We start from the raw sequence: 16,813 nt of genomic DNA on the forward strand, positions 1-16,813 counted from the left end.
CCGGATCGAGCTTCGGATCGCGAAGCCGAGAATTTCAAGTCCACCCTGGGAGCGCCTCCACATAGCCTCGGGGATTGCCAAGATGCATGGCGGCAAGGTCGAAGCCGTCTCGACGTCGCAAGGGACGCTCTTTGTCCTCCGTATTTTGCTGAAAGCGCGCCTGATCGCGGACCGTCAGCTCGGAACCTTTTTCCTCCAACGGCGCAGCTTTGTCCTGAGATAGGATCTATAGCCGAACGGAAGTGTTCGCCGTCCGGAAGGCTTGCTTGTCCGCGCCTCCAGACGCTGGCGCACGACGCTCATCAGTCTGCAGAACGCGGGTGTTTCCAATGATTGCACCCGTTTGACGAGATTGTCGGGCAATGGCTTTGAGCGCCAGTCGAAATAAGCCTCGTAGTCCTGCGGCGTTGCTATCAGGCGCTGGAGATAGGCTGCAAGATCGCTGGCGCTGGCGAAGGCACTGGCGTCAATAAAGGAGTGCTCCGGAACGAACTCGTCCACATTGGGAGCGCCAAGGTAGATCGGCACCGTGCCGGCCATGAACGCGTCATAGATTTTCTCGGTGACATAGTCGGCCTCGATCGAGTTCTCCATGGCCAGGCAGAATTTGTGCCGCGCAATGGTTTCGATCTTGGTCTTCGAGCCCAGATCGGGGCCAGAGACCGATCGGTTGTTGCGATATCGGCCATAAGAATCGATCTTCATGTGGCGCGCCAGTTCGTTCGCCAGATCGACACGGCCGCTATAATTCAGGCCGGCCGACTGGAAGAGTGCGACCGGCGCTTCTTCCGTTTTCGGCACGATTGGTCTGGCCAGCGCATCTTTCCACCACACCGCACGCGGAAGGTAGGGTACCCAGACATCGGACCGGGATTCATGCGTCATGATGACATCGAAGTGCCGCATGATTTTGGGGTCGGCAAGTCGCTTGTAGTTTTGGCCGCATTCCATCGACCAGGCGACCCAATATTGACCAGGGTATTTGTGGGCATCGCCAACTTCGCGAAAGTTCGGAATATGGAAGACGACTGCCGCGGCCTCGGAAATCCGTCGTTTGTCCAGTGTCCACCGCCCGGGAATTTCGCACTGTATCGACGCGATATCGACGGGTTTGCTGAAGAACGTTGTGTAGAAGAGGATCAGTGGATCGATAGACGGCATGGCACCACGAATGTCTGAAGCATTGCTCAATCCGCAGACAGACGCGGTATCGCAAGTTTGGTCAAGTGCTCCGCTTGTTCGAGGCCGAGGGCCGTCCAAACGGTCACCCCGCCGTATACCCGCCATCGATCGCGAAAATGCCGCCGCTGGTCCACGCCGCCTCATCGCTGGCGAGATAGACGGCGATGCCGGCAAGATCGCTGGTCTGGCCGATGCGGCCGAGCGGGTAGCTGCGCTCGACATAGGTTTTCAGCTCGGCTTGCGCTGCCGCCGGCAGGTTGTCGATCGACTTGCGCCGCATGGCGGTGTCGACCGTGCCGGGCGCAATCGCATTGACCCTGATGCCGCGCGGACCAAGCTCGAAGGCCAGCGACTTGGTCAGCGAATTCAGCGCGCCCTTGGACAAGGAATACAGGCTCGACGGCCGCTTCGGGATCATCTTGTCGGCGAAGTAGGACGAGATGTTGATGACGGAGGCGTTGGCGCCGAGATGCGGCAGCAGCCGCTGGGTAAGGAAGAACGCCGCCGTCACATTGAGCGCGAAGGATTGCTGGAATTGGTGCTCGGTGACGGTCTCGAAAGGCACCAGATAAGCGACGCCGGCATTGTTGACGAGGATGTCGAGCGGGCCGGTTGCTTTCGCGCGATCGACCACGGCATCGATGCCGGACGAGGTCGAGAGATCGGCCGACTGGGTGCCGACGTTGCCCGCCGCCGCAAGTGTCTCGCGGGCGGTCTCGAGCTTGCTGGTGTCGCGACCGACGATCAGCACGTCGGCGCCCTCGCGCAAGAAAGCTTCCGATATCGCCAGGCCGATGCCGTCCGAGCCGCCGGTCACCAGTGCTCGTTTGCCAGAAAGTCTCATTGAAGGCCAAGTCGCATCGAATGCTCTCGCTGTTGCCCGCGTCACGAAGGCAATGCCGATCGGCGAGGGCGGTCAAGCCGCCGGCCTATCGCTCAGTATGAACTTCGGTTGGCCGCGTGCCGATCCGGTTACCGCAGCAGCGACTGCGACGTCGGCGTCAGGCGCAAGGTTTCGGTCCGCCAGGTCACATCGGCCGCTTGCCATTGGGGCGAAGCGGCAACTGCGGCTTCGTAACTGGCATGCGCCTCGGGACTGTTGAAACCCGTCACCGCGATAAAGACGTTTTCGCTCAAGCGCACCGGCAGGCGGGGAAAGCTGTTTTCGGCGTGCTCGGTGATGAAGGCGCCAAGCAACCGTCCGCCGGCGCCGATAAGGACCGGAACGGCATCCGTTTCGAAATTGCCGGCGAAATCGGCTTCGGCGCCAGACCGCAGATGATGAATCTGGATGACAACAACACCGGTCAAGCCATTGTCTGCGCTCGGCTTTCCATCCGCCGGCATGGCGCCTCGCTGCGCGCCTGACAGATCGAAGCCGGCGCCTGGCCATGCCGGCTTCAAGAGCAGCACATCGTCGGAATCGATCATCGTCGCATTGGCGGCGTCGCGGTGCGCCGTCCACACCGGCCCGTCATAGAAGGCGGTGAGCGCCTGCTTCCGCGCTTCCATGCCCTCGAAGCCGCGCAGCCAGACGAATATGTCGGGGCGGTCGAGGTCGCGGAACTGTCCGATGATGGTCATGCCGGCGTGTTCCTGGCCTTCGATGAACCGACTGTCGAAGATGTCGATCAGCGTCTCGCGCCGGCCCGGCTTCAGCGTGTACTGCCGCAACTCGACGACAGGCGAAGCGAGCAGGCTTGCCGTCGCAGGCGCATTCAGGGGTACGGTCATTGTGTCGTCTCCAAAAAACAGGATGATCATCCGGTTTATAAAACAGACCGGTTGTCCTGTTTTGTCAATCTGCTATCGTTGGCAAATGTCAGCAGAGATTGCTCGGGCTCCGAAAGGGCCGCCGCGAAAACGCACCAACGATCCCGAAGGGCTGCGCAACAAGGTGCTCGATATCGCCGAAGCGTCGTTCCAGGCGCGTGGCTATCATGCATCCGCCCTTGGCGAGCTGATGACGACCGCAGGCGTCAGCGGCGGCGCGCTGCATCATCATTTCCCGACGAAGAAGGCGCTCGCTCTGGCGGTGATCGAGGAGCGCGTGGCAGCGGCCCTCGATGAAACCTGGATCAACCCTGTACGGGCGGCAGGCTCGGCGCGCGAAGGCGTGCGCGCGGTGTTCGAGGCGGTGGCGACCGAGCTTGAGCAGCAAGGCTTCGTGCGCGGCTGTCCGCTCAACAATCTGGCGCATGAACTGTCGCTCGCTGACCCGGATTTCCGCGCCGCTCTGGACGATATCTTTGCCGGATGGCGTCAGGCGGTTGCCGACAAGGTGCGAGCCGACCAGCAGTCGGGGAGGGAGCAGGGCACCGACCCCGAGCGCTTTGCGGCACTCGCCATCGCTGCCTATTCCGGCGCCATGTCGATGGCCAAGGCGGCACAGGATGCCAGCGTGCTGCGCGATTGCCTGGCCGAACTTCAGGGCAGCTCAACGCCGCCATTCCCGAGCAGAGCGAAGCGGCGTCGCAGGATCCTGCTGCGGCCGGGAAAACCTTGAGGCCGGAACTGCGCTGTTCTAGTTGGAAAGCGGCTTGATCGTCTCGTAACCGTTCACCGATTCCGCGCTGGTCCCTTCGTCGTAACGCCGGGCGAGAGACGCTTGCAGATCGGGAGCATAAAGCGCGGTGAATGTGTCCAGCGTTTCGCCGGCGCCGTTCTTGAAGGTCTCCGTGACCGCCAGCACGTTGTATTTGCAGCCGCCGACGCTGAACGTCTCCTTGCCCTTGACGACCAGGCTCAGTGTCTTGGTGCTCTTCGGCTGCTTGTTCGGCGACAACTCGACGAATTCGATCGTGCTCTTGGCTCCCGTCTTCAGCGGAAACAGTTTTCGCAGATCGGAAAACGGGATCGTCGCCACCCGTCCGGTATCGCTGTCGCGAAACACTTCGATCAGGCCTGCAAACAGGAACTGTGTCTGCGGTGATTGCGATTCGTAGGTGTTGGCGACGGACACCATGCCGCCGGCCACCGGCCGAAACTCGCTGCGGACGCCAGGCATTTCCAGAACGAAGCCGGCCTTGGCCGATTTTGCGTCGACACAATCGGCGGCATGCACCGCAGCCGCCGGCAGCAACCCAGCCAGCACCACGCCTATCGAAACGGCTCTCATGATCCTCCCCTCTGCTTGTATTTGCTGCGCGCCAGCATGACCCAAGAAATGCCAGAGCCTCAGTGCCGTGTCGACCTGCCATTCCTGGCAACTGGACGGTGGGGCGCCGGCTGTGCTGAATTTCAGGTCATGAATCGCAAGCTCGTCCTCTCCCGTCGCAATTTCCTCGCACAGGCAGCCGGCCTTGCCATGGCTGGCATGCTGCCGCGCGCCGCGCTTGGCCAGACCGGCAAGCGCATCCAGCCCATCGACGCCACCTTTCTGTTCATCGCCGATGTCCATGCCTGCCGCATGTCGAGCGGCCTCAGCCCCAACTGCCTGGAGGAAGGCAAGACCGATGCCGCGCTGTTGCGCAATGTCGCTGTCCTCAATGGCTTGGCCGGCCGGCAATGGCCAGTCGAGATCGATGGCGTTGCAACCCGCCTGCGTTCGGCCGGCAGCCGCATCGATGCGCCGCTCGGCCTCGTTGTCGGCGGCGACATCACCGACGATGGCGGCGGCCAGATCACCGAGCCCAGCGAAGGCACGCAACTGTTGCAGTTCAGCCAGCGCTATCAACAGGGCGTCGGTCCCGATCGCGTGCACATGCCGGTCTATGTCGGCCTCGGCAATCACGATCTCGACCAGAACGGCTCGCCGCCGCACGTCGACTGGTACCGGCGCGAATTGCGCGACTATGTCGAGGTCAACCATCGCCCCGGCGTGTTCTTCAAGCCCCCGGTGCCGGCCACCGAATACGATATCGACACCGACTGCTATTCCTGGGACTGGGGCGGCCTGCATCTCGTCCAGACCCACCGGTTTGCCGGCGACACCGGCCACGGCGCGGTGAGCAGCCTGCCGTGGCTGAAGCAGGATCTGACGACCTACGCTGCGGATGGCCGTCCCGTCATCCTGTTCCAGCACTATGGCTGGGACACTTTCTCGGTCGAGCGCTGGGACCCGGCCAAGCGCACCTATGACGATGACGGCGCAGGCGCGCCGCATTGGTGGAGCGAGGCCGACCGCCAGGCGCTGCTGGCGGCGCTGAAGGGCTACAATGTCATCGCCATCTTCCATGGCCATCAGCACGAAGTGCCTATGATCTACAAAAGCGACGGCCTCGACCTGTTCAAGCCGAAGGCTGCCTATATGGGTGGCTTCGCGCTGGTGCGGGTAACCGGGGACGGCATGGACGTGGTGCTGGGCGAGGCGGCGGGCGACCGGGGCGGGGTCAAGTTCACCAGCGCCTTCAGCAAGAGCCTCAGCCTCTGACAAGAAAAAGGCGGTCTTGAGCCGCCTTCCTCATTGCCTGCAAGATCGAATCAGAGCGCCTTTTTGATCTTGTCCTTCACGTCGCCATAGACCTTCTGCACCTTGCCGGCGGTCTTGTCGGCCGTGCCTTCGGCCTGGGTCTGCCTGTTGCCGGTCGCCTTGCCGCCGGCCTCCTTGACCGAGCCCTTGACCTGCTTGGCCACGCCGGCAACCTGATCCTTGTTCACCATCTTTGCATCTCCTGGGATTCCGGGGATTCATTCGCAGGAGGCAAACGGGCCGGCTTGGCTTAGGTTCCCTGGGCGGCGATCATCGTCGCATCTGGTCGCTTATATGGTCGCCGAAACGCTTTGCCGCGTCGTATCGTGTGACTAGTGTGACGAAATTTTGGGGAGACCGCCTTGGCTGAATTTACGCTCATCATCGCCAACAAGTGCTTTTCGTCCTGGTCGCTGAGGCCATGGGTGGCGATGAAGCATCTGGAGATCCCGTTCGAGGAAGGTTTCGTGCGCCTGCGCACGCCCGAGACTTTTGCCGCTCTGGCGAAAGTCTCGCCCACCGGCCTTGTGCCAGTGTTGAATCACAATGGCAGGATTGTCTGGGAAACCCTTGCCATCCTTGAATATCTGGCCGACCTGTTTCCGGAGAAAAAACTTTGGCCGCAGGATATCGGCGCCCGCGCCTTGGCTCGCTCGGTGGCGACCGAGATGCATTCCGGCTTTCGCGAGGTGCGCTATGGCTGGCCGATGAATTTGCGCCGGCCGAAGGGCCACAAGCCGCTCGACGCCGAAGGCGAAATGCAGCGCGCGCGCATCGAAACGATCTGGCGCCAGTGCCGGGAACAATACGGCAAAGGCGGCCCCTTCCTGTTCGGTCATTTCACCGCGGCCGATGCCATGTATGCACCTGTCGTCACCCGCTTCGACACCTATGGCGGCAAGCTCGCGCCCGACACGCGCGCCTACGTCGACGCCGTGTTGGCAACGCCGGCGATGCGGCACTGGTATGCGGAAGCAGCGAAGGAGACTTGGCCGGAACCCGGCCCGGACGAATAGGACCACTAATGACATCACGGTGAGTGACCGATGGCCAGCAATGATGGACCGCGTGAGACTACCGCGCCAACAATCTTCCACTGCCGGCTGATCCCGCCTCGGCCGGACTTCGCCTTCACCCTGACGGAGGAGGAGAGGGAGTTGATGGGCCGGCATGCCGACTATCTGCGCGGCAAGCTTGCCGAGGGCACCATGATCCTGGCCGGGCCGGTCGCCGGCCCGGCCGGCCCTTGGGGTCTGCTGATCCTGCGTGTCGGCAGCGAAGCCGAGGCAAGAGCGGTCACCGACGGCGATCCGGTGTCGAGCTCCGGCCGCGGTTTCCGCTACGAGATCCTGCCGCTGATCAGCGCGATCCTGTAGGCGAGCGTAAGTTTAAGGAAAAGTGTGAAACGGTTTTCCCTTGGGAATTGTGTCAGACAACGGCACATACAAGAACGCCTCTCGCACCGTTTAATGTGCGGGAGGCGTCCTTTTGCCAGCATTACCGAGATTGCTCTCTAAATTGCTGACACCACGGAAATGCGCCGGCTTGCGATTGGTTCCGGGGCGTGGAATATTTTTTGGGAACGCCTTGCGCTCCGCCACCTCGTCAGTTGAGGCTTATGCCTCAGGCATCCTCAGGTTGAATTTGTTCTGTGGCCAAACCAGAAATTGACTCGGCGCTAAGAGAAGTCTATAAGAAATATGTCGATATTTGTTTGACCGACTTTTGTTATCCGCGCATGATGCGCGCCTTTGACGAACTTCCCCATCAAAAATCGAGACAAAACGCTGTTGTGCAGTCGCACGATGGTGAACGAATATTTGCCAGGGAAAGGGTTCTTCATGGCCACCGGCACAGTGAAATGGTTCAACGCCACCAAAGGTTTTGGTTTTATTCAGCCTGACGACGGCTCCGCCGACGTTTTCGTCCACATCTCGGCCGTAGAGCGCGCCGGCATGCGTGACATCGTCGAGGGTCAGAAGCTCGGCTACGAGATGACCCGCGACAACAAGTCGGGCAAGATGTCCGCCGACCAGTTGAAGGCGGCCTGATAAGGAATTCGGCCTTCCGGTGACCACGGATGTACTGGCACCGATGAAAGGCTGAAAGGAGCGCCTTGCGCATCCAACTGGATGCGCGGCGCTTTCATGGAAGGTCAGGCGGTGCCTGGCCTTTTTCATTTTGTGCGTCGTGCCGCTAAAAGTGCGCCGCACGCCGGCCGGAACGTGCTAAGGGACGCTCCAGCAATCTGAACCGCCCATACTGCCCCGCTGCCGTATTGCTTTGGTCGTAATCGAAGACCGCTCTCGCTCTATCGGCACCAGGCTCCCGACAGGAGAAAGTTTTGACCACTCAATCCAAGACCGCCGACCAGGCCGGCTCGCTGTTCAGCAAGACGCAAACCCAGTCGATGTCACTCAACCGCATCCTGTCCGAGCGTGATGCCGTCAGCGAGGCGCGCGAAGCCAAGACCGCGCGCTTGCGCGAACTGCGCAAGGAAAAGGAAGCCGACGACATGGCAGCGGCCGCAGTCCTTGCGGCGCTGCCGAAGCGGGCAGGCAAACGCTGATGGCCACCAAGCGCGTACCGCCGACGCCGATCGATGCCGATGCGACCATAGCGTCCATGGTCCCGGGCCTGGACAAGCCGGTCGAATATGTCCGCCGTGTGCTGGAAAAGCTCGAGCGCTGCAAGCGCGCGCATGGCGATGCCCAGGTGCGCGTCGGCGTGCGCGGCCGTGCCGAAGCCCCGAACTATCTGGTCGAATATGTCCGCGAGGACAAAAGGACCCAGGAGCGCGTGACCTACCAGGATGCCGCCTATAGCGGCAGCACGCATCGCGAACTGGCGGCGCACCACATTGCCGAGGCGAGGAACTGGTCGCCCGAGGAAATGAACATCACAGCGGTCTCGGCGCTGATCGGCCGCTTGCGCAATCCGCGCGCACCATCATCCCGCTTTTCCGACGAGGACTGACATGGCCATAAAGTTTTCCACCAAGGACCAGCCGGCAGCGCCGGCTGCTGCCACTGCAAAGCAGGCCAAGCCCGCTGCCGCGCCGAAGGCCGCCGAACCGTCGGCAACCGATCTGTTCGAGGCGCCAGCCGCCACGCCCAAGGGCAAGGCAGGCAAGAAGAAATAGCGCCTTGCCGCACCAAGCCGATCGCAATCTCGCAGCACCTGGGCTGGTCGCGTTGGCCGCCAGGGATATCCGGTCGTCAAAACAGGACGACCAGCCGGTTTTCGATTGCCAGAGCTGCGGCGCCTGCTGTTCCTACTCGGCCGAATGGCCGCGCTTCTCGACCGAGGACGATGCGCAACTTGACCGGATTCCGGAAAAGTTCGTCTCCGCCGACCTGTCCGGGATGCGCTGCGAGGGCGTGCGCTGTTCGGCGCTTACGGGCGAGATCGGCAAGCACACAGCCTGCGGCATCTACGAGATCCGCCCGGACGTCTGCCACGCCTGCATGCCTGGCGGCGACGATTGCCTGATGGCGCGCAAGGCGCACGGGATGCCAACGATCTAGCCGACGCCCACCTTGCCTCATCCCACATCCCCCGATAGCTTCCACCACGGGCAGGGCGTTGGAGGAACCATGAGCATCGAATTCCTGTTGACGTCGCTGATCGTCGTGGCTTCGCCCGGCACCGGCGTTCTCTACACGCTGAGCGCCGGGCTTTCGCGAGGCGCGCGCGCCTCGATCACTGCTGCATTCGGCTGCACGCTTGGCATCATCCCGCATATGGCCGCCGCCATCACCGGCCTGGCGGCGCTGCTGCACACAAGTGCTGTCGCCTTCGAGACGCTGAAATATCTCGGCGTCGCCTATCTCCTCTACATGGCCTGGAACACGCTGAAGGAGAAGGGCGGCCTGAGCGTCGATGAAAACGCGGCACCCCGCTCGGCAGCCAAGGTCATCACCTCCGGCATCCTGATCAACATCCTGAACCCGAAGCTGTCGATCTTCTTCTTTGCCTTCCTGCCGCAATTCGTCAGCACGACCGAACCGAACGCATTTGCCAAGATGCTGGAGCTCTCGAGCGTCTTCATGCTGCTGACCTTCGTCGTCTTCGTCGCTTACGGCATCTTTGCCGCCTCGATCCGCAGCCATGTCGTGTCGCGGCCGATGGTGCTGACCTGGATGCGCCGCACCTTCGCCGGCGCCTTTGTCATGCTTGGGGCCAAGCTGGCGCTTGCTGATCGATAGAACAGGATCTGGCAGGCATCGGCCTACTCTTCGTCGGTTCCGGATCCGGTCCGGATGCCTAGACGCCAGGCGGAGGGCGGAAGGCCGATCATCTTCTTGAAGGCGCGGCTGAACGCTGCCTCGGATTCGTATCCGATTTCAGCGGCGATGCTGGCCATGTTGCTGGAGCCGGCGCTGAGCAGCTCCGAGGCGATCTGCATGCGCCATTTGGCGAGATAATGCATTGGCGGCATGCCGACCAGCCTGGTGAAGCGTTCGGCGAGCACGCTGCGCGACAGCGCGGAGTCCTTCGCCAGCGCCTCCACCGTCCAGTTATGCGCCGGCCGGTCGTGGATCAGCGCCAGTGCCCTCGCCAGGTGCGGATCGCGCAGGCCAGCCAGCCATCCCGTGGTTTGTGGCGGCAGCGATTCCAAGTAACGGCGCAACACGTCGACAAACATCAGTTCGCTCAGTTTGGTGAGCACCGTTTCACTGCCTGCGCGCTTTTGCGCCACCTCCGTGACAGCCAGGTTGATGAACTGGCTGAGCCAGCCGCCATCGCCTTTGGCAGCTCCGGCCTTGATCACCGGCGGCAAAGCCTCGAGCAGTGGATTGAAAGGCTGTGCATCACAGGCGAGATAGCCGCAAACCAGCCTGGCCGAGGTCGCGCCGTCGCCGGCGCAGTTGATGTAAAACGGCATCCGGCCGGCTGTTGCGATGTCGAGAACGTCGGCTGTCGGCGGATCGGCGCGCAGCGCCGGATTGCTGGACATAATATGCGGGTCGCTCCTGGTGAAGACGACGACTTCGCCGGCCTCCAGCGCGATCGCTTCCTGGCCGACGATGCGCGCGAAGCAGCGACCGGCCGTTACCACATGGTAGGAGATCAGATGGTCCGCACCGGGCAGGATCTTCGGCAGGATGGACGATGGCGCCGGCGAGCAGACGGCCCACGGCTCGTGGCCCTCAATGTCAAAAAACGTCGCGCCGGTAAGGCGTACCGTCCTCAACAGGTCAGACAGAGCATCCCCGGCCATTCCGTTTCGTCCCGCACCCGGCTAGCCGGTCAGCCATCCCTTTCGAGTTCCGGACGCGCTGTCAAGCGAGGCGGACGCCGTATCATTCAGTTCGCGGCCAGAACTCCTAAACCTGCACCGGTGCTCAAGCGCTGCCGAGAGAGGGCGCTGAGTGCTGTCGAAACCAACCAGGGACAAATGTCATGACGGTACATAAGGGCGGGTGTTTTTGCGGCGCCGTGGAAATCGAAGTGCACGGAGCCGCCGAGGCAATGGGCTATTGCCATTGCGGTTCGTGTCGATCGTGGTCGGCGTCTCCCGTGAACGCCTTCACGCTGTGGAAGCCTCAGAACGTCAAGGTCACCAGGGGCGCGGAGTTCCTGTCCGGGTTCGAGAAGACCGAAATGAGCGATCGCCAGTTCTGCACGAAATGCGGTGGTCATCTGATGACCGTTCATCCGCCGCTCGGCCTGGTCGATGTCTATGCGGCAACCATACCAGGCGTGAAATTCACGCCTGGGGTTCACGTCAACTACGCTGAGACCGTGCTGCCGATGAAGGATGGGCTGCCCAAGCTCAGGGACTTTCCGGCTGAGCTCGGCGGCTCCGGCATCGCGGTGCCGGAATAAGGCCCGGCCACTGCTCGCCATTTTTGACAACGACAATTCAAGACAGGAGATTGTTCATGGAAATCGCAACATTTCGCGCCACGCAGGAGCCGATCAAGGATCTCTATCGCAGGGATGCGAAGGCCGCGTTCCTCACCTTGAAGGCCAAAGGCGTCGCCGACGCGTCCACCGTGACCTGCAAGGTCGAGACCGGACGCGGGCTGGCGCTTGCCGGCATTCATCCGATGGCCGGGGGCAGCGGCCAGGAACTGTGCTCCGGCGACATGCTGCTGGAGGCGCTGATCGCATGCGCCGGTGTCTCGATGCGCGCGGCGGCGGCCGTGCTCGAAATTCCGATCAGGTCCGCCGAAGTTTCCGCGGAAGGTGACGTCGATCTTCGCGGCACGCTCGGCGTGACTGCGGGTGTTCCAGTCGGCTTCAAGGAAATCCGCTTGCGCTTCGACATCGACACCGACGCTCCCCAAAGTCAGCTCGACCAACTGCTCGAACTCACGGATCGCTATTGCGTGATCTTCCAGACCATCCAGAACAGTCCCAGCACCACGGTGAAGCTGCACCGCGTCATCCAGTGACCAGAAAACCGGCCCGGAAACTCGACTTGAGCGAGATTCCGGGCTGGGAACGGGAGTGCCGGGCAACGCTTCTATCCTTTGACGTAACCCATCGCCTCGACGATCAGCTCGTCCGCGACACGCATCAGGTTGACGCCGCGGATGGAGTTGCCGTCGGCCATGAAGTAGCGCCAGCGGATCGTCGCCCGTTCACCGGCGACGAAGGTTTCCTCGAGGTCGAAGCGCGTGCCGGGCTGGGTGGCGATCGCCGACCATAGGTCAATGCATGCCTCTTTGCCGGCATGGCGGGCGCCGTCCGGCGCCGGCACGGTGTTTTCGATAACGCAATCCTGCGCCACCAACTCGGCAAGCGCGGACGGATCGTGCAACTGGAACACATCGTTGAAGCGACGCATGATCTCGGCCGTCTGGCTAGAGTGGTCGCCCGGATGAATGCTCGTGATGCTGTCCTGGCTCATCTCATACCTCCTGGTTTTCATTGTTCCGTGGCAGTGGTGGCGGCCAGCTCGGCCTTGAGGGTGATGGTTGTAACGCCGGCCAAAGCGCGAGAGACAAGGCAGGTCGTCTTCGCCGTCTCCGCCATACGCTGGAATTCGGCAGGCTGAAGGCCGGGAATCTCTGCTTCCGTTTCGAGCTCGATGCGGGTGATCGTCGGCCCGGCGGCGGTCGCGCCGAGATGCACCTTGGCGACGGTGCGGATGGTGCGGGCGACGTGGCCTTCCTGGCCGAGGATGAAGGTCAGCGCCATCGAGAAGCAGCCGGCATGTGCTGCCCCGATCAGCTCTTCGGGATTGGTGCCCGGACCGTCCTCGAACCGCGACGGAAAGGAATAGGCGCCTTCGAAGACGCCGCTGCCAAGCCGCAGACGGCCGCCGCCTTCCTTCAGCGTGCCTTGCCATTCTGCGGAAGCTTCACGGATGGTCATGGTCGTTCTCCTGATTCGGGGTTGAAAAGCGGGCAATTGGGTCAGGCGCAGTCGATGACAACCTTCCCGAACACGTCGCCCTGCTGGAAGTGGCGGTACGCTTCGGGGGCTTCGGCAAAGGGGAAGACCCTGTCGACAACGGGCTTGAGGCGATGCTGCGACACGGCGCGCAGCATGGCCTCAAGATTGCTGCGGCTGCCGACGAACAGGCGGCTGATGGTGGCGAGGCTGCGCTGATAAAGCGCTGCCGGCATCTCGATCGATCTGCCACTGGCGTCCTGCAGCGTCAGCAGCACGATGTGTCCATAAAGCGTGCTGGCAATCAGCGACTGCGCGAAGGTGGCCGGGCCGCCGGTTTCGACGACGAGGTCGACTCCGCCTGTCTGCTCGCGCGCCCAGCCGCCCCATTCCGGTATGTCGGTGCTGGAGACAACGAGGTCGGCGCCCAGCGCCCGCAGCCTGTCGGCCTTCTCCGCGCGCGATGTGATGGCGACAACCCGGCAGCCGAGCAACTTGGCGAACTGCAGAGCAAACAGCGAAACGCCACCCGAACCGATGTTGAGAACCCATTGACCAGGCTTCGGAATCCGGGTCCCGGTCACCGCGTTCCAGGCCGTCACGCCGGCGCAGGTCAGCGTCGCCGCTTCGTGCCAGCTCAGATGATCGGGCAGTCGCGCCGCCCATTGTTCGTCGAGCACGGCAAACTCAGTCAGCATGCCGTCAAGCGTACAGCCGAGCTGGTCGATCAGACCGGCATTGATGCGGCCATCGATCCAGCGGGCGAAGTAGCTGCCGGTGACGCGGTCGCCGACGGCAAAACGGGTGACGGCATCGCCGATTGCGACGACGTCACCGGCTCCGTCGCTCAGCGGCACGATGCCTTGCCGCGCCGGCAAGGGATAGGTGCCGCCAAGGATCATCGTGTCGCGCCGATTGAGCGAGGCGGCGCGGACTCGCACCACGATCTCATGCGGTTTCGGTTCCGTCCGCGCCTCGTCGCGCATCGCCAGGGATTCGGTTCCACCAAACCCTTCGAGACGGTAGCTGCGCATGTCACTCTCCTTAATAGTATATAGACTGATCCACATATTATATAGACCGATTGTCATATTCTTGGCAAGGCCTATAATGCGTCACTGCTGACAGAGGTTGACATGGCCAACGACACCCGCACCCGCATACTCGAGACCACAGGCCTGTTGCTCAGGCAGCGCGGCTATCACGGCACCTCGCTCAACGACATTCTGGGCGCCAGCGGGGCGCCGCGCGGCTCGCTCTATTTTCATTTCCCAGGCGGCAAGGACCAACTGGTCATCGAGGTGACGCGCAACAGCGTTGCCGACGTCACGAAAAGGCTGGGCGAAGCACTGGCAGCCGAGAGCGATCCTGCAGTGGCCGTCCATCACATCTACCAGTCGGTCGGGCGCATGCTGGAGGACAATGATTTTTCGCTGGGTTGCCCCATCGCGCCGGTGGTGCTGGATTCACCCACCGATGTGCCGGAACTGGCGGAACTCTGCCGATCGGCTTTCGAGCAATGGATCGGCTTGCTGCGACAGGCCTTTGTCAGGGCAGGAGTGCCCGAACGCCGGGCGCATGCCCTGGCACTGCTGGTCGAATCCTCGCTGGAAGGGCTGATGGTGATTGCGAGGGCCACCCGCGATCGTGGCCCGGTGCTGGTGGTGGCCGACGAGGTCGCGGCGCTTGTCGAGCAGGCGGTGCTTGCAGGCAAGGTTGCGCGGCAGGCGGACAGCGCCGCCTAACCATCCGCTTTCCAAAACAAAAAGGGCGCCTCTCGGCGCCCTTTCCGTATGCATAAGCCAGATAGCTTGGATTAGAAATCCATGCCGCCCATGCCGCCCATGCCGCCGCCGCCCATGCCGCCAGGCATGCCGCCGCCAGCAGACTCCTTCTTGGGGGCCTCCGCGATCATGGCTTCGGTGGTGACGAGCAGGCCGGCGACCGAAGCCGCGTCCTGGAGAGCGGTGCGAACGACCTTGACCGGGTCGACGATGCCCATGGCGATCATGTCGCCATACTCGCCGGTCTGGGCGTTGTAGCCGTAGGTCGCGCCCTTGTTGTCGAGGATCTTGCCGGCAACGATCGAAGCTTCAGCACCTGCGTTCGAAGCGATCTGACGGGCCGGAGCCTGCAGTGCACGACGAACGATGTTGATGCCGGCAGCCTGGTCGGCATTGACGCCGGTGACCTTGATGTTGGCCGAAGCGCGCAGCAGTGCGACGCCGCCGCCTGCAACGATGCCTTCTTCCACGGCCGCGCGGGTCGCGTTGAGGGCGTCATCGACGCGGTCCTTCTTTTCCTTGACTTCGACTTCCGTCGCGCCGCCGACACGGATCACCGCAACGCCGCCGGCGAGCTTCGCCAGACGTTCCTGCAGCTTCTCCTTGTCGTAGTCCGACGTGGTCTCTTCGATCTGCTGCTTGATCTGGGCAACGCGGCCCTGGATCTCGGCCTTCTTGCCGGCGCCGTCGACGATGGTGGTGTTCTCCTTGGAGATCGACACCTTCTTGGCGCGGCCGAGCATGTTGAGGCCGACGTTCTCGAGCTTGATGCCGAGGTCTTCCGAGATGACCTGGCCACCGGTCAGGATGGCGATGTCTTCCAGCATGGCCTTGCGGCGATCACCGAAGCCCGGCGCCTTGACGGCGGCGATCTTCAGGCCGCCACGCAGCTTGTTGACGACCAGCGTGGCCAGAGCCTCGCCTTCGACGTCTTCCGAGATGATGAGCAGCGGCTTGGAGGTCTGCACGACGGCTTCGAGAACCGGCAGCATGGCCTGGAGGTTGGACAGCTTCTTCTCGTGCAGTAGGATGTAGACGTCCTCGAGCTCGGCAACCATCTTGTCGGCGTTGGTGACGAAGTAGGGCGAGAGATAGCCGCGGTCGAACTGCATGCCTTCGACGACTTCCAGCTCGGTCTCGGCGGTCTTGGCTTCTTCAACCGTGATGACGCCTTCATTGCCGACCTTCTGCATCGCTTCGGCGATCATGGCGCCGACCGACTCGTCGCCATTGGCCGAGATCGTGCCGACCTGGGCAACTTCCTCGGAGGTCTTGATCTTCTTGGCAGCCTTGCCGAGAGCCGCGACGACTTCGGTCACGGCCAGGTCGATGCCGCGCTTCAGATCCATCGGGTTCATGCCGGCGGCAACGGCCTTGTGGCCTTCCTGGACGATCGACTGCGCCAGAACGGTCGCGGTCGTGGTGCCGTCGCCGGCGATGTCGTTGGTCTTCGAAGCAACTTCGCGGACCATCTGCGCGCCCATGTTTTCGAACTTGTCTTCAAGCTCGATTTCCTTGGCGACGGTGACGCCGTCCTTGGTGATGCGCGGTGCGCCGAACGACTTGTCGATGACGACGTTGCGGCCCTTGGGGCCGAGCGTGACCTTCACTGCGTCGGCGAGGATGTTGACGCCGCGCAGCATGCGCTCGCGGGCGTCGCGGGAGAATTTTACGTCTTTAGCAGCCATTTTTTAGCTCCTGGCAGGGGGCTTGCGATCAAGCCCGAAATTAGTTGACGGTGAGGCCGATGATCAGCCGATGATGCCCATAATGTCGGATTCCTTCATGATCAGAAGGTCTTCGCCATTGAGCTTGACTTCGGTGCCCGACCACTTGCCGAACAGGATGCGGTCGCCGGCCTTGACGTCCAGCGGGACCAGCTTGCCGGCTTCGTCGCGAGCGCCGGAGCCGACGGCGATGATCTCGCCTTCCTGCGGCTTTTCCTTTGCCGTATCCGGGATGATGATCCCGCCGGCGGTCTTGGATTCGGATTCGACCCGGCGTACGACCACGCGGTCATGAAGCGGGCGGAACTTCGACTTTGCCATTTTTTCTTCCTCGAATGAGAACGGTGAGAGCTGTTCCTCGA

At 62.4% G+C, this 16,813-nt stretch carries 24 protein-coding genes; 13 read left to right on the forward strand and 11 right to left on the reverse strand.

The window, feature by feature from the left end; all coding sequences use genetic code 11:
- Nucleotides 1–174: 174 nt before the first annotated feature.
- From NKI05_RS14965 to NKI05_RS14975, 3 genes are all read right to left on the reverse strand, one after another.
- Nucleotides 175–1,260, reverse strand: a complete 1,086-nt coding sequence (locus tag NKI05_RS14965; protein WP_245261743.1) for a glycosyltransferase family 10 domain-containing protein — start codon at nucleotides 1,258–1,260, stop codon at nucleotides 175–177.
- A 4-nt stretch (nucleotides 1,261–1,264) separates the two neighbouring features.
- The gene (locus NKI05_RS14970; RefSeq protein WP_023697718.1) at nucleotides 1,265–2,026 is read right to left on the reverse strand and encodes an SDR family NAD(P)-dependent oxidoreductase; all 762 of its coding nucleotides are present in this window, start codon (nucleotides 2,024–2,026) and stop codon (nucleotides 1,265–1,267) included.
- A 128-nt stretch (nucleotides 2,027–2,154) separates the two neighbouring features.
- A complete protein-coding gene (locus NKI05_RS14975; RefSeq protein ID WP_023814789.1) occupies nucleotides 2,155–2,916 on the reverse strand; it encodes an NIPSNAP family protein in 762 nt (253 codons plus the stop codon).
- A gap of 85 nt (nucleotides 2,917–3,001) precedes the next feature.
- Between NKI05_RS14975 and NKI05_RS14980 the strand changes: the two genes are divergently transcribed.
- On the forward strand, nucleotides 3,002–3,688 hold the full coding sequence (locus NKI05_RS14980; RefSeq protein WP_023689911.1) for a TetR/AcrR family transcriptional regulator: 687 nt from the start codon (nucleotides 3,002–3,004) through the stop codon (nucleotides 3,686–3,688).
- Nucleotides 3,689–3,706: 18 nt separating this feature from the next.
- Here the strand turns inward: NKI05_RS14980 and NKI05_RS14985 are convergent, their stop codons facing one another.
- Nucleotides 3,707–4,300 (reverse strand): hypothetical protein, encoded by a 594-nt coding sequence (locus tag NKI05_RS14985; RefSeq protein WP_023814788.1) that lies wholly within the window; start codon nucleotides 4,298–4,300, stop codon nucleotides 3,707–3,709.
- A 129-nt stretch (nucleotides 4,301–4,429) separates the two neighbouring features.
- Here NKI05_RS14985 and NKI05_RS14990 point away from each other — a divergent pair, with 129 nt between their 5' ends.
- On the forward strand, nucleotides 4,430–5,554 hold the full coding sequence (locus NKI05_RS14990; protein ID WP_023814787.1) for a metallophosphoesterase: 1,125 nt from the start codon (nucleotides 4,430–4,432) through the stop codon (nucleotides 5,552–5,554).
- Nucleotides 5,555–5,604: 50 nt separating this feature from the next.
- On the opposite strand, the gene NKI05_RS14995 is transcribed toward NKI05_RS14990, so the two are convergent.
- Nucleotides 5,605–5,784 (reverse strand): CsbD family protein, encoded by a 180-nt coding sequence (locus NKI05_RS14995; RefSeq protein ID WP_023671498.1) that lies wholly within the window; start codon nucleotides 5,782–5,784, stop codon nucleotides 5,605–5,607.
- Nucleotides 5,785–5,955: 171 nt separating this feature from the next.
- Between NKI05_RS14995 and NKI05_RS15000 the strand changes: the two genes are divergently transcribed.
- From NKI05_RS15000 to NKI05_RS15035, 8 genes are all read left to right on the forward strand, one after another.
- A complete protein-coding gene (locus NKI05_RS15000) occupies nucleotides 5,956–6,609 on the forward strand; it encodes a glutathione S-transferase family protein (protein WP_023684314.1) in 654 nt (217 codons plus the stop codon).
- Nucleotides 6,610–6,639: 30 nt separating this feature from the next.
- Nucleotides 6,640–6,969 carry a YciI family protein gene (locus NKI05_RS15005; protein ID WP_023814786.1) on the forward strand — a complete coding sequence of 110 codons (330 nt, stop codon included), beginning with the start codon at nucleotides 6,640–6,642 and terminating at the stop codon, nucleotides 6,967–6,969.
- A gap of 465 nt (nucleotides 6,970–7,434) precedes the next feature.
- A complete protein-coding gene (locus NKI05_RS15010) occupies nucleotides 7,435–7,644 on the forward strand; it encodes a cold-shock protein (RefSeq protein WP_023671502.1) in 210 nt (69 codons plus the stop codon).
- Between the two features lie 293 nt (nucleotides 7,645–7,937).
- The gene (locus NKI05_RS15015) at nucleotides 7,938–8,162 is read left to right on the forward strand and encodes a hypothetical protein (RefSeq protein WP_023689917.1); all 225 of its coding nucleotides are present in this window, start codon (nucleotides 7,938–7,940) and stop codon (nucleotides 8,160–8,162) included.
- Nucleotides 8,162–8,569, forward strand: a complete 408-nt coding sequence (locus NKI05_RS15020; RefSeq protein ID WP_023814785.1) for a hypothetical protein — start codon at nucleotides 8,162–8,164, stop codon at nucleotides 8,567–8,569. Before NKI05_RS15015 ends, NKI05_RS15020 begins: the two co-directional genes overlap by 1 nt.
- Nucleotide 8,570: 1 nt before the next feature.
- Nucleotides 8,571–8,735 carry a hypothetical protein gene (locus NKI05_RS15025; RefSeq protein WP_023671505.1) on the forward strand — a complete coding sequence of 55 codons (165 nt, stop codon included), beginning with the start codon at nucleotides 8,571–8,573 and terminating at the stop codon, nucleotides 8,733–8,735.
- 4 nt (nucleotides 8,736–8,739) lie between these two features.
- Nucleotides 8,740–9,120 (forward strand): YkgJ family cysteine cluster protein, encoded by a 381-nt coding sequence (locus NKI05_RS15030; protein ID WP_023715196.1) that lies wholly within the window; start codon nucleotides 8,740–8,742, stop codon nucleotides 9,118–9,120.
- Nucleotides 9,121–9,189: 69 nt separating this feature from the next.
- Nucleotides 9,190–9,801: a LysE family translocator gene (locus NKI05_RS15035; protein ID WP_023689918.1), complete on the forward strand. Its 612-nt coding sequence runs from the start codon at nucleotides 9,190–9,192 to the stop codon at nucleotides 9,799–9,801.
- Nucleotides 9,802–9,824: 23 nt separating this feature from the next.
- Here NKI05_RS15035 and NKI05_RS15040 read toward each other — a convergent pair whose 3' ends face one another.
- Nucleotides 9,825–10,817, reverse strand: coding sequence for an AraC family transcriptional regulator (locus NKI05_RS15040; RefSeq protein WP_023697711.1), 993 nt, complete (start codon nucleotides 10,815–10,817; stop codon nucleotides 9,825–9,827).
- Nucleotides 10,818–10,999: 182 nt separating this feature from the next.
- Here NKI05_RS15040 and NKI05_RS15045 point away from each other — a divergent pair, with 182 nt between their 5' ends.
- On the forward strand, nucleotides 11,000–11,425 hold the full coding sequence (locus tag NKI05_RS15045; protein WP_023734267.1) for a GFA family protein: 426 nt from the start codon (nucleotides 11,000–11,002) through the stop codon (nucleotides 11,423–11,425).
- A gap of 56 nt (nucleotides 11,426–11,481) precedes the next feature.
- Nucleotides 11,482–11,997, forward strand: coding sequence for an OsmC family protein (locus tag NKI05_RS15050; protein WP_023671510.1), 516 nt, complete (start codon nucleotides 11,482–11,484; stop codon nucleotides 11,995–11,997).
- A gap of 71 nt (nucleotides 11,998–12,068) precedes the next feature.
- Here the strand turns inward: NKI05_RS15050 and NKI05_RS15055 are convergent, their stop codons facing one another.
- Genes NKI05_RS15055 through NKI05_RS15065 form a run of 3 tightly spaced genes read right to left on the reverse strand, consistent with a single transcriptional unit; the run spans nucleotide 12,069 to nucleotide 13,974 of the window.
- Complete coding sequence (locus NKI05_RS15055; protein ID WP_023697709.1) at nucleotides 12,069–12,455, reverse strand: nuclear transport factor 2 family protein; 387 nt, start codon at nucleotides 12,453–12,455, stop codon at nucleotides 12,069–12,071.
- A gap of 17 nt (nucleotides 12,456–12,472) precedes the next feature.
- A complete protein-coding gene (locus NKI05_RS15060; protein WP_023697708.1) occupies nucleotides 12,473–12,922 on the reverse strand; it encodes an OsmC family peroxiredoxin in 450 nt (149 codons plus the stop codon).
- 41 nt (nucleotides 12,923–12,963) lie between these two features.
- Nucleotides 12,964–13,974, reverse strand: coding sequence for a zinc-dependent alcohol dehydrogenase family protein (locus NKI05_RS15065; protein WP_352792556.1), 1,011 nt, complete (start codon nucleotides 13,972–13,974; stop codon nucleotides 12,964–12,966).
- A 102-nt stretch (nucleotides 13,975–14,076) separates the two neighbouring features.
- Between NKI05_RS15065 and NKI05_RS15070 the strand changes: the two genes are divergently transcribed.
- Entirely contained in the window at nucleotides 14,077–14,685 is a 609-nt protein-coding gene (locus tag NKI05_RS15070; protein WP_023697706.1) for a TetR/AcrR family transcriptional regulator, read from the forward strand.
- 71 nt (nucleotides 14,686–14,756) lie between these two features.
- Here NKI05_RS15070 and groL read toward each other — a convergent pair whose 3' ends face one another.
- Together groL and groES are read right to left on the reverse strand one after the other, a co-directional pair.
- Nucleotides 14,757–16,412 carry a chaperonin GroEL gene (gene groL / locus NKI05_RS15075; RefSeq protein WP_023709705.1) on the reverse strand — a complete coding sequence of 552 codons (1,656 nt, stop codon included), beginning with the start codon at nucleotides 16,410–16,412 and terminating at the stop codon, nucleotides 14,757–14,759.
- A gap of 63 nt (nucleotides 16,413–16,475) precedes the next feature.
- Complete coding sequence (groES, locus tag NKI05_RS15080) at nucleotides 16,476–16,772, reverse strand: co-chaperone GroES (RefSeq protein WP_006203049.1); 297 nt, start codon at nucleotides 16,770–16,772, stop codon at nucleotides 16,476–16,478.
- Nucleotides 16,773–16,813 lie beyond the last annotated feature (41 nt).

It is taken from the genome of Mesorhizobium sp. M0771, assembly GCF_040320155.1.
In the GTDB taxonomy this organism is placed as follows: Bacteria; Pseudomonadota; Alphaproteobacteria; order Rhizobiales; family Rhizobiaceae; genus Mesorhizobium.

Coding starts and splice junctions, on each gene's coding strand:
- NKI05_RS14970 (WP_023697718.1), bottom strand. CDS start 2,026: ATGAGACTTTCTGGCAAACGAGCACTGGTGACCGGCGGCTCGGACGGC.
- NKI05_RS14975 (WP_023814789.1), bottom strand. CDS start 2,916: ATGACCGTACCCCTGAATGCGCCTGCGACGGCAAGCCTGCTCGCTTCG.
- NKI05_RS14980 (WP_023689911.1), top strand. CDS start 3,002: ATGTCAGCAGAGATTGCTCGGGCTCCGAAAGGGCCGCCGCGAAAACGC.
- NKI05_RS14985 (WP_023814788.1), bottom strand. CDS start 4,300: ATGAGAGCCGTTTCGATAGGCGTGGTGCTGGCTGGGTTGCTGCCGGCG.
- NKI05_RS14990 (WP_023814787.1), top strand. CDS start 4,430: ATGAATCGCAAGCTCGTCCTCTCCCGTCGCAATTTCCTCGCACAGGCA.
- NKI05_RS14995 (WP_023671498.1), bottom strand. CDS start 5,784: ATGGTGAACAAGGATCAGGTTGCCGGCGTGGCCAAGCAGGTCAAGGGC.
- NKI05_RS15005 (WP_023814786.1), top strand. CDS start 6,640: ATGGCCAGCAATGATGGACCGCGTGAGACTACCGCGCCAACAATCTTC.
- NKI05_RS15010 (WP_023671502.1), top strand. CDS start 7,435: ATGGCCACCGGCACAGTGAAATGGTTCAACGCCACCAAAGGTTTTGGT.
- NKI05_RS15020 (WP_023814785.1), top strand. CDS start 8,162: ATGGCCACCAAGCGCGTACCGCCGACGCCGATCGATGCCGATGCGACC.
- NKI05_RS15025 (WP_023671505.1), top strand. CDS start 8,571: ATGGCCATAAAGTTTTCCACCAAGGACCAGCCGGCAGCGCCGGCTGCT.
- NKI05_RS15035 (WP_023689918.1), top strand. CDS start 9,190: ATGAGCATCGAATTCCTGTTGACGTCGCTGATCGTCGTGGCTTCGCCC.
- NKI05_RS15040 (WP_023697711.1), bottom strand. CDS start 10,817: ATGGCCGGGGATGCTCTGTCTGACCTGTTGAGGACGGTACGCCTTACC.
- NKI05_RS15045 (WP_023734267.1), top strand. CDS start 11,000: ATGACGGTACATAAGGGCGGGTGTTTTTGCGGCGCCGTGGAAATCGAA.
- NKI05_RS15050 (WP_023671510.1), top strand. CDS start 11,482: ATGGAAATCGCAACATTTCGCGCCACGCAGGAGCCGATCAAGGATCTC.
- NKI05_RS15055 (WP_023697709.1), bottom strand. CDS start 12,455: ATGAGCCAGGACAGCATCACGAGCATTCATCCGGGCGACCACTCTAGC.
- NKI05_RS15060 (WP_023697708.1), bottom strand. CDS start 12,922: ATGACCATCCGTGAAGCTTCCGCAGAATGGCAAGGCACGCTGAAGGAA.
- NKI05_RS15065 (WP_352792556.1), bottom strand. CDS start 13,974: ATGCGCAGCTACCGTCTCGAAGGGTTTGGTGGAACCGAATCCCTGGCG.
- NKI05_RS15070 (WP_023697706.1), top strand. CDS start 14,077: ATGGCCAACGACACCCGCACCCGCATACTCGAGACCACAGGCCTGTTG.
- groL (WP_023709705.1), bottom strand. CDS start 16,412: ATGGCTGCTAAAGACGTAAAATTCTCCCGCGACGCCCGCGAGCGCATG.
- groES (WP_006203049.1), bottom strand. CDS start 16,772: ATGGCAAAGTCGAAGTTCCGCCCGCTTCATGACCGCGTGGTCGTACGC.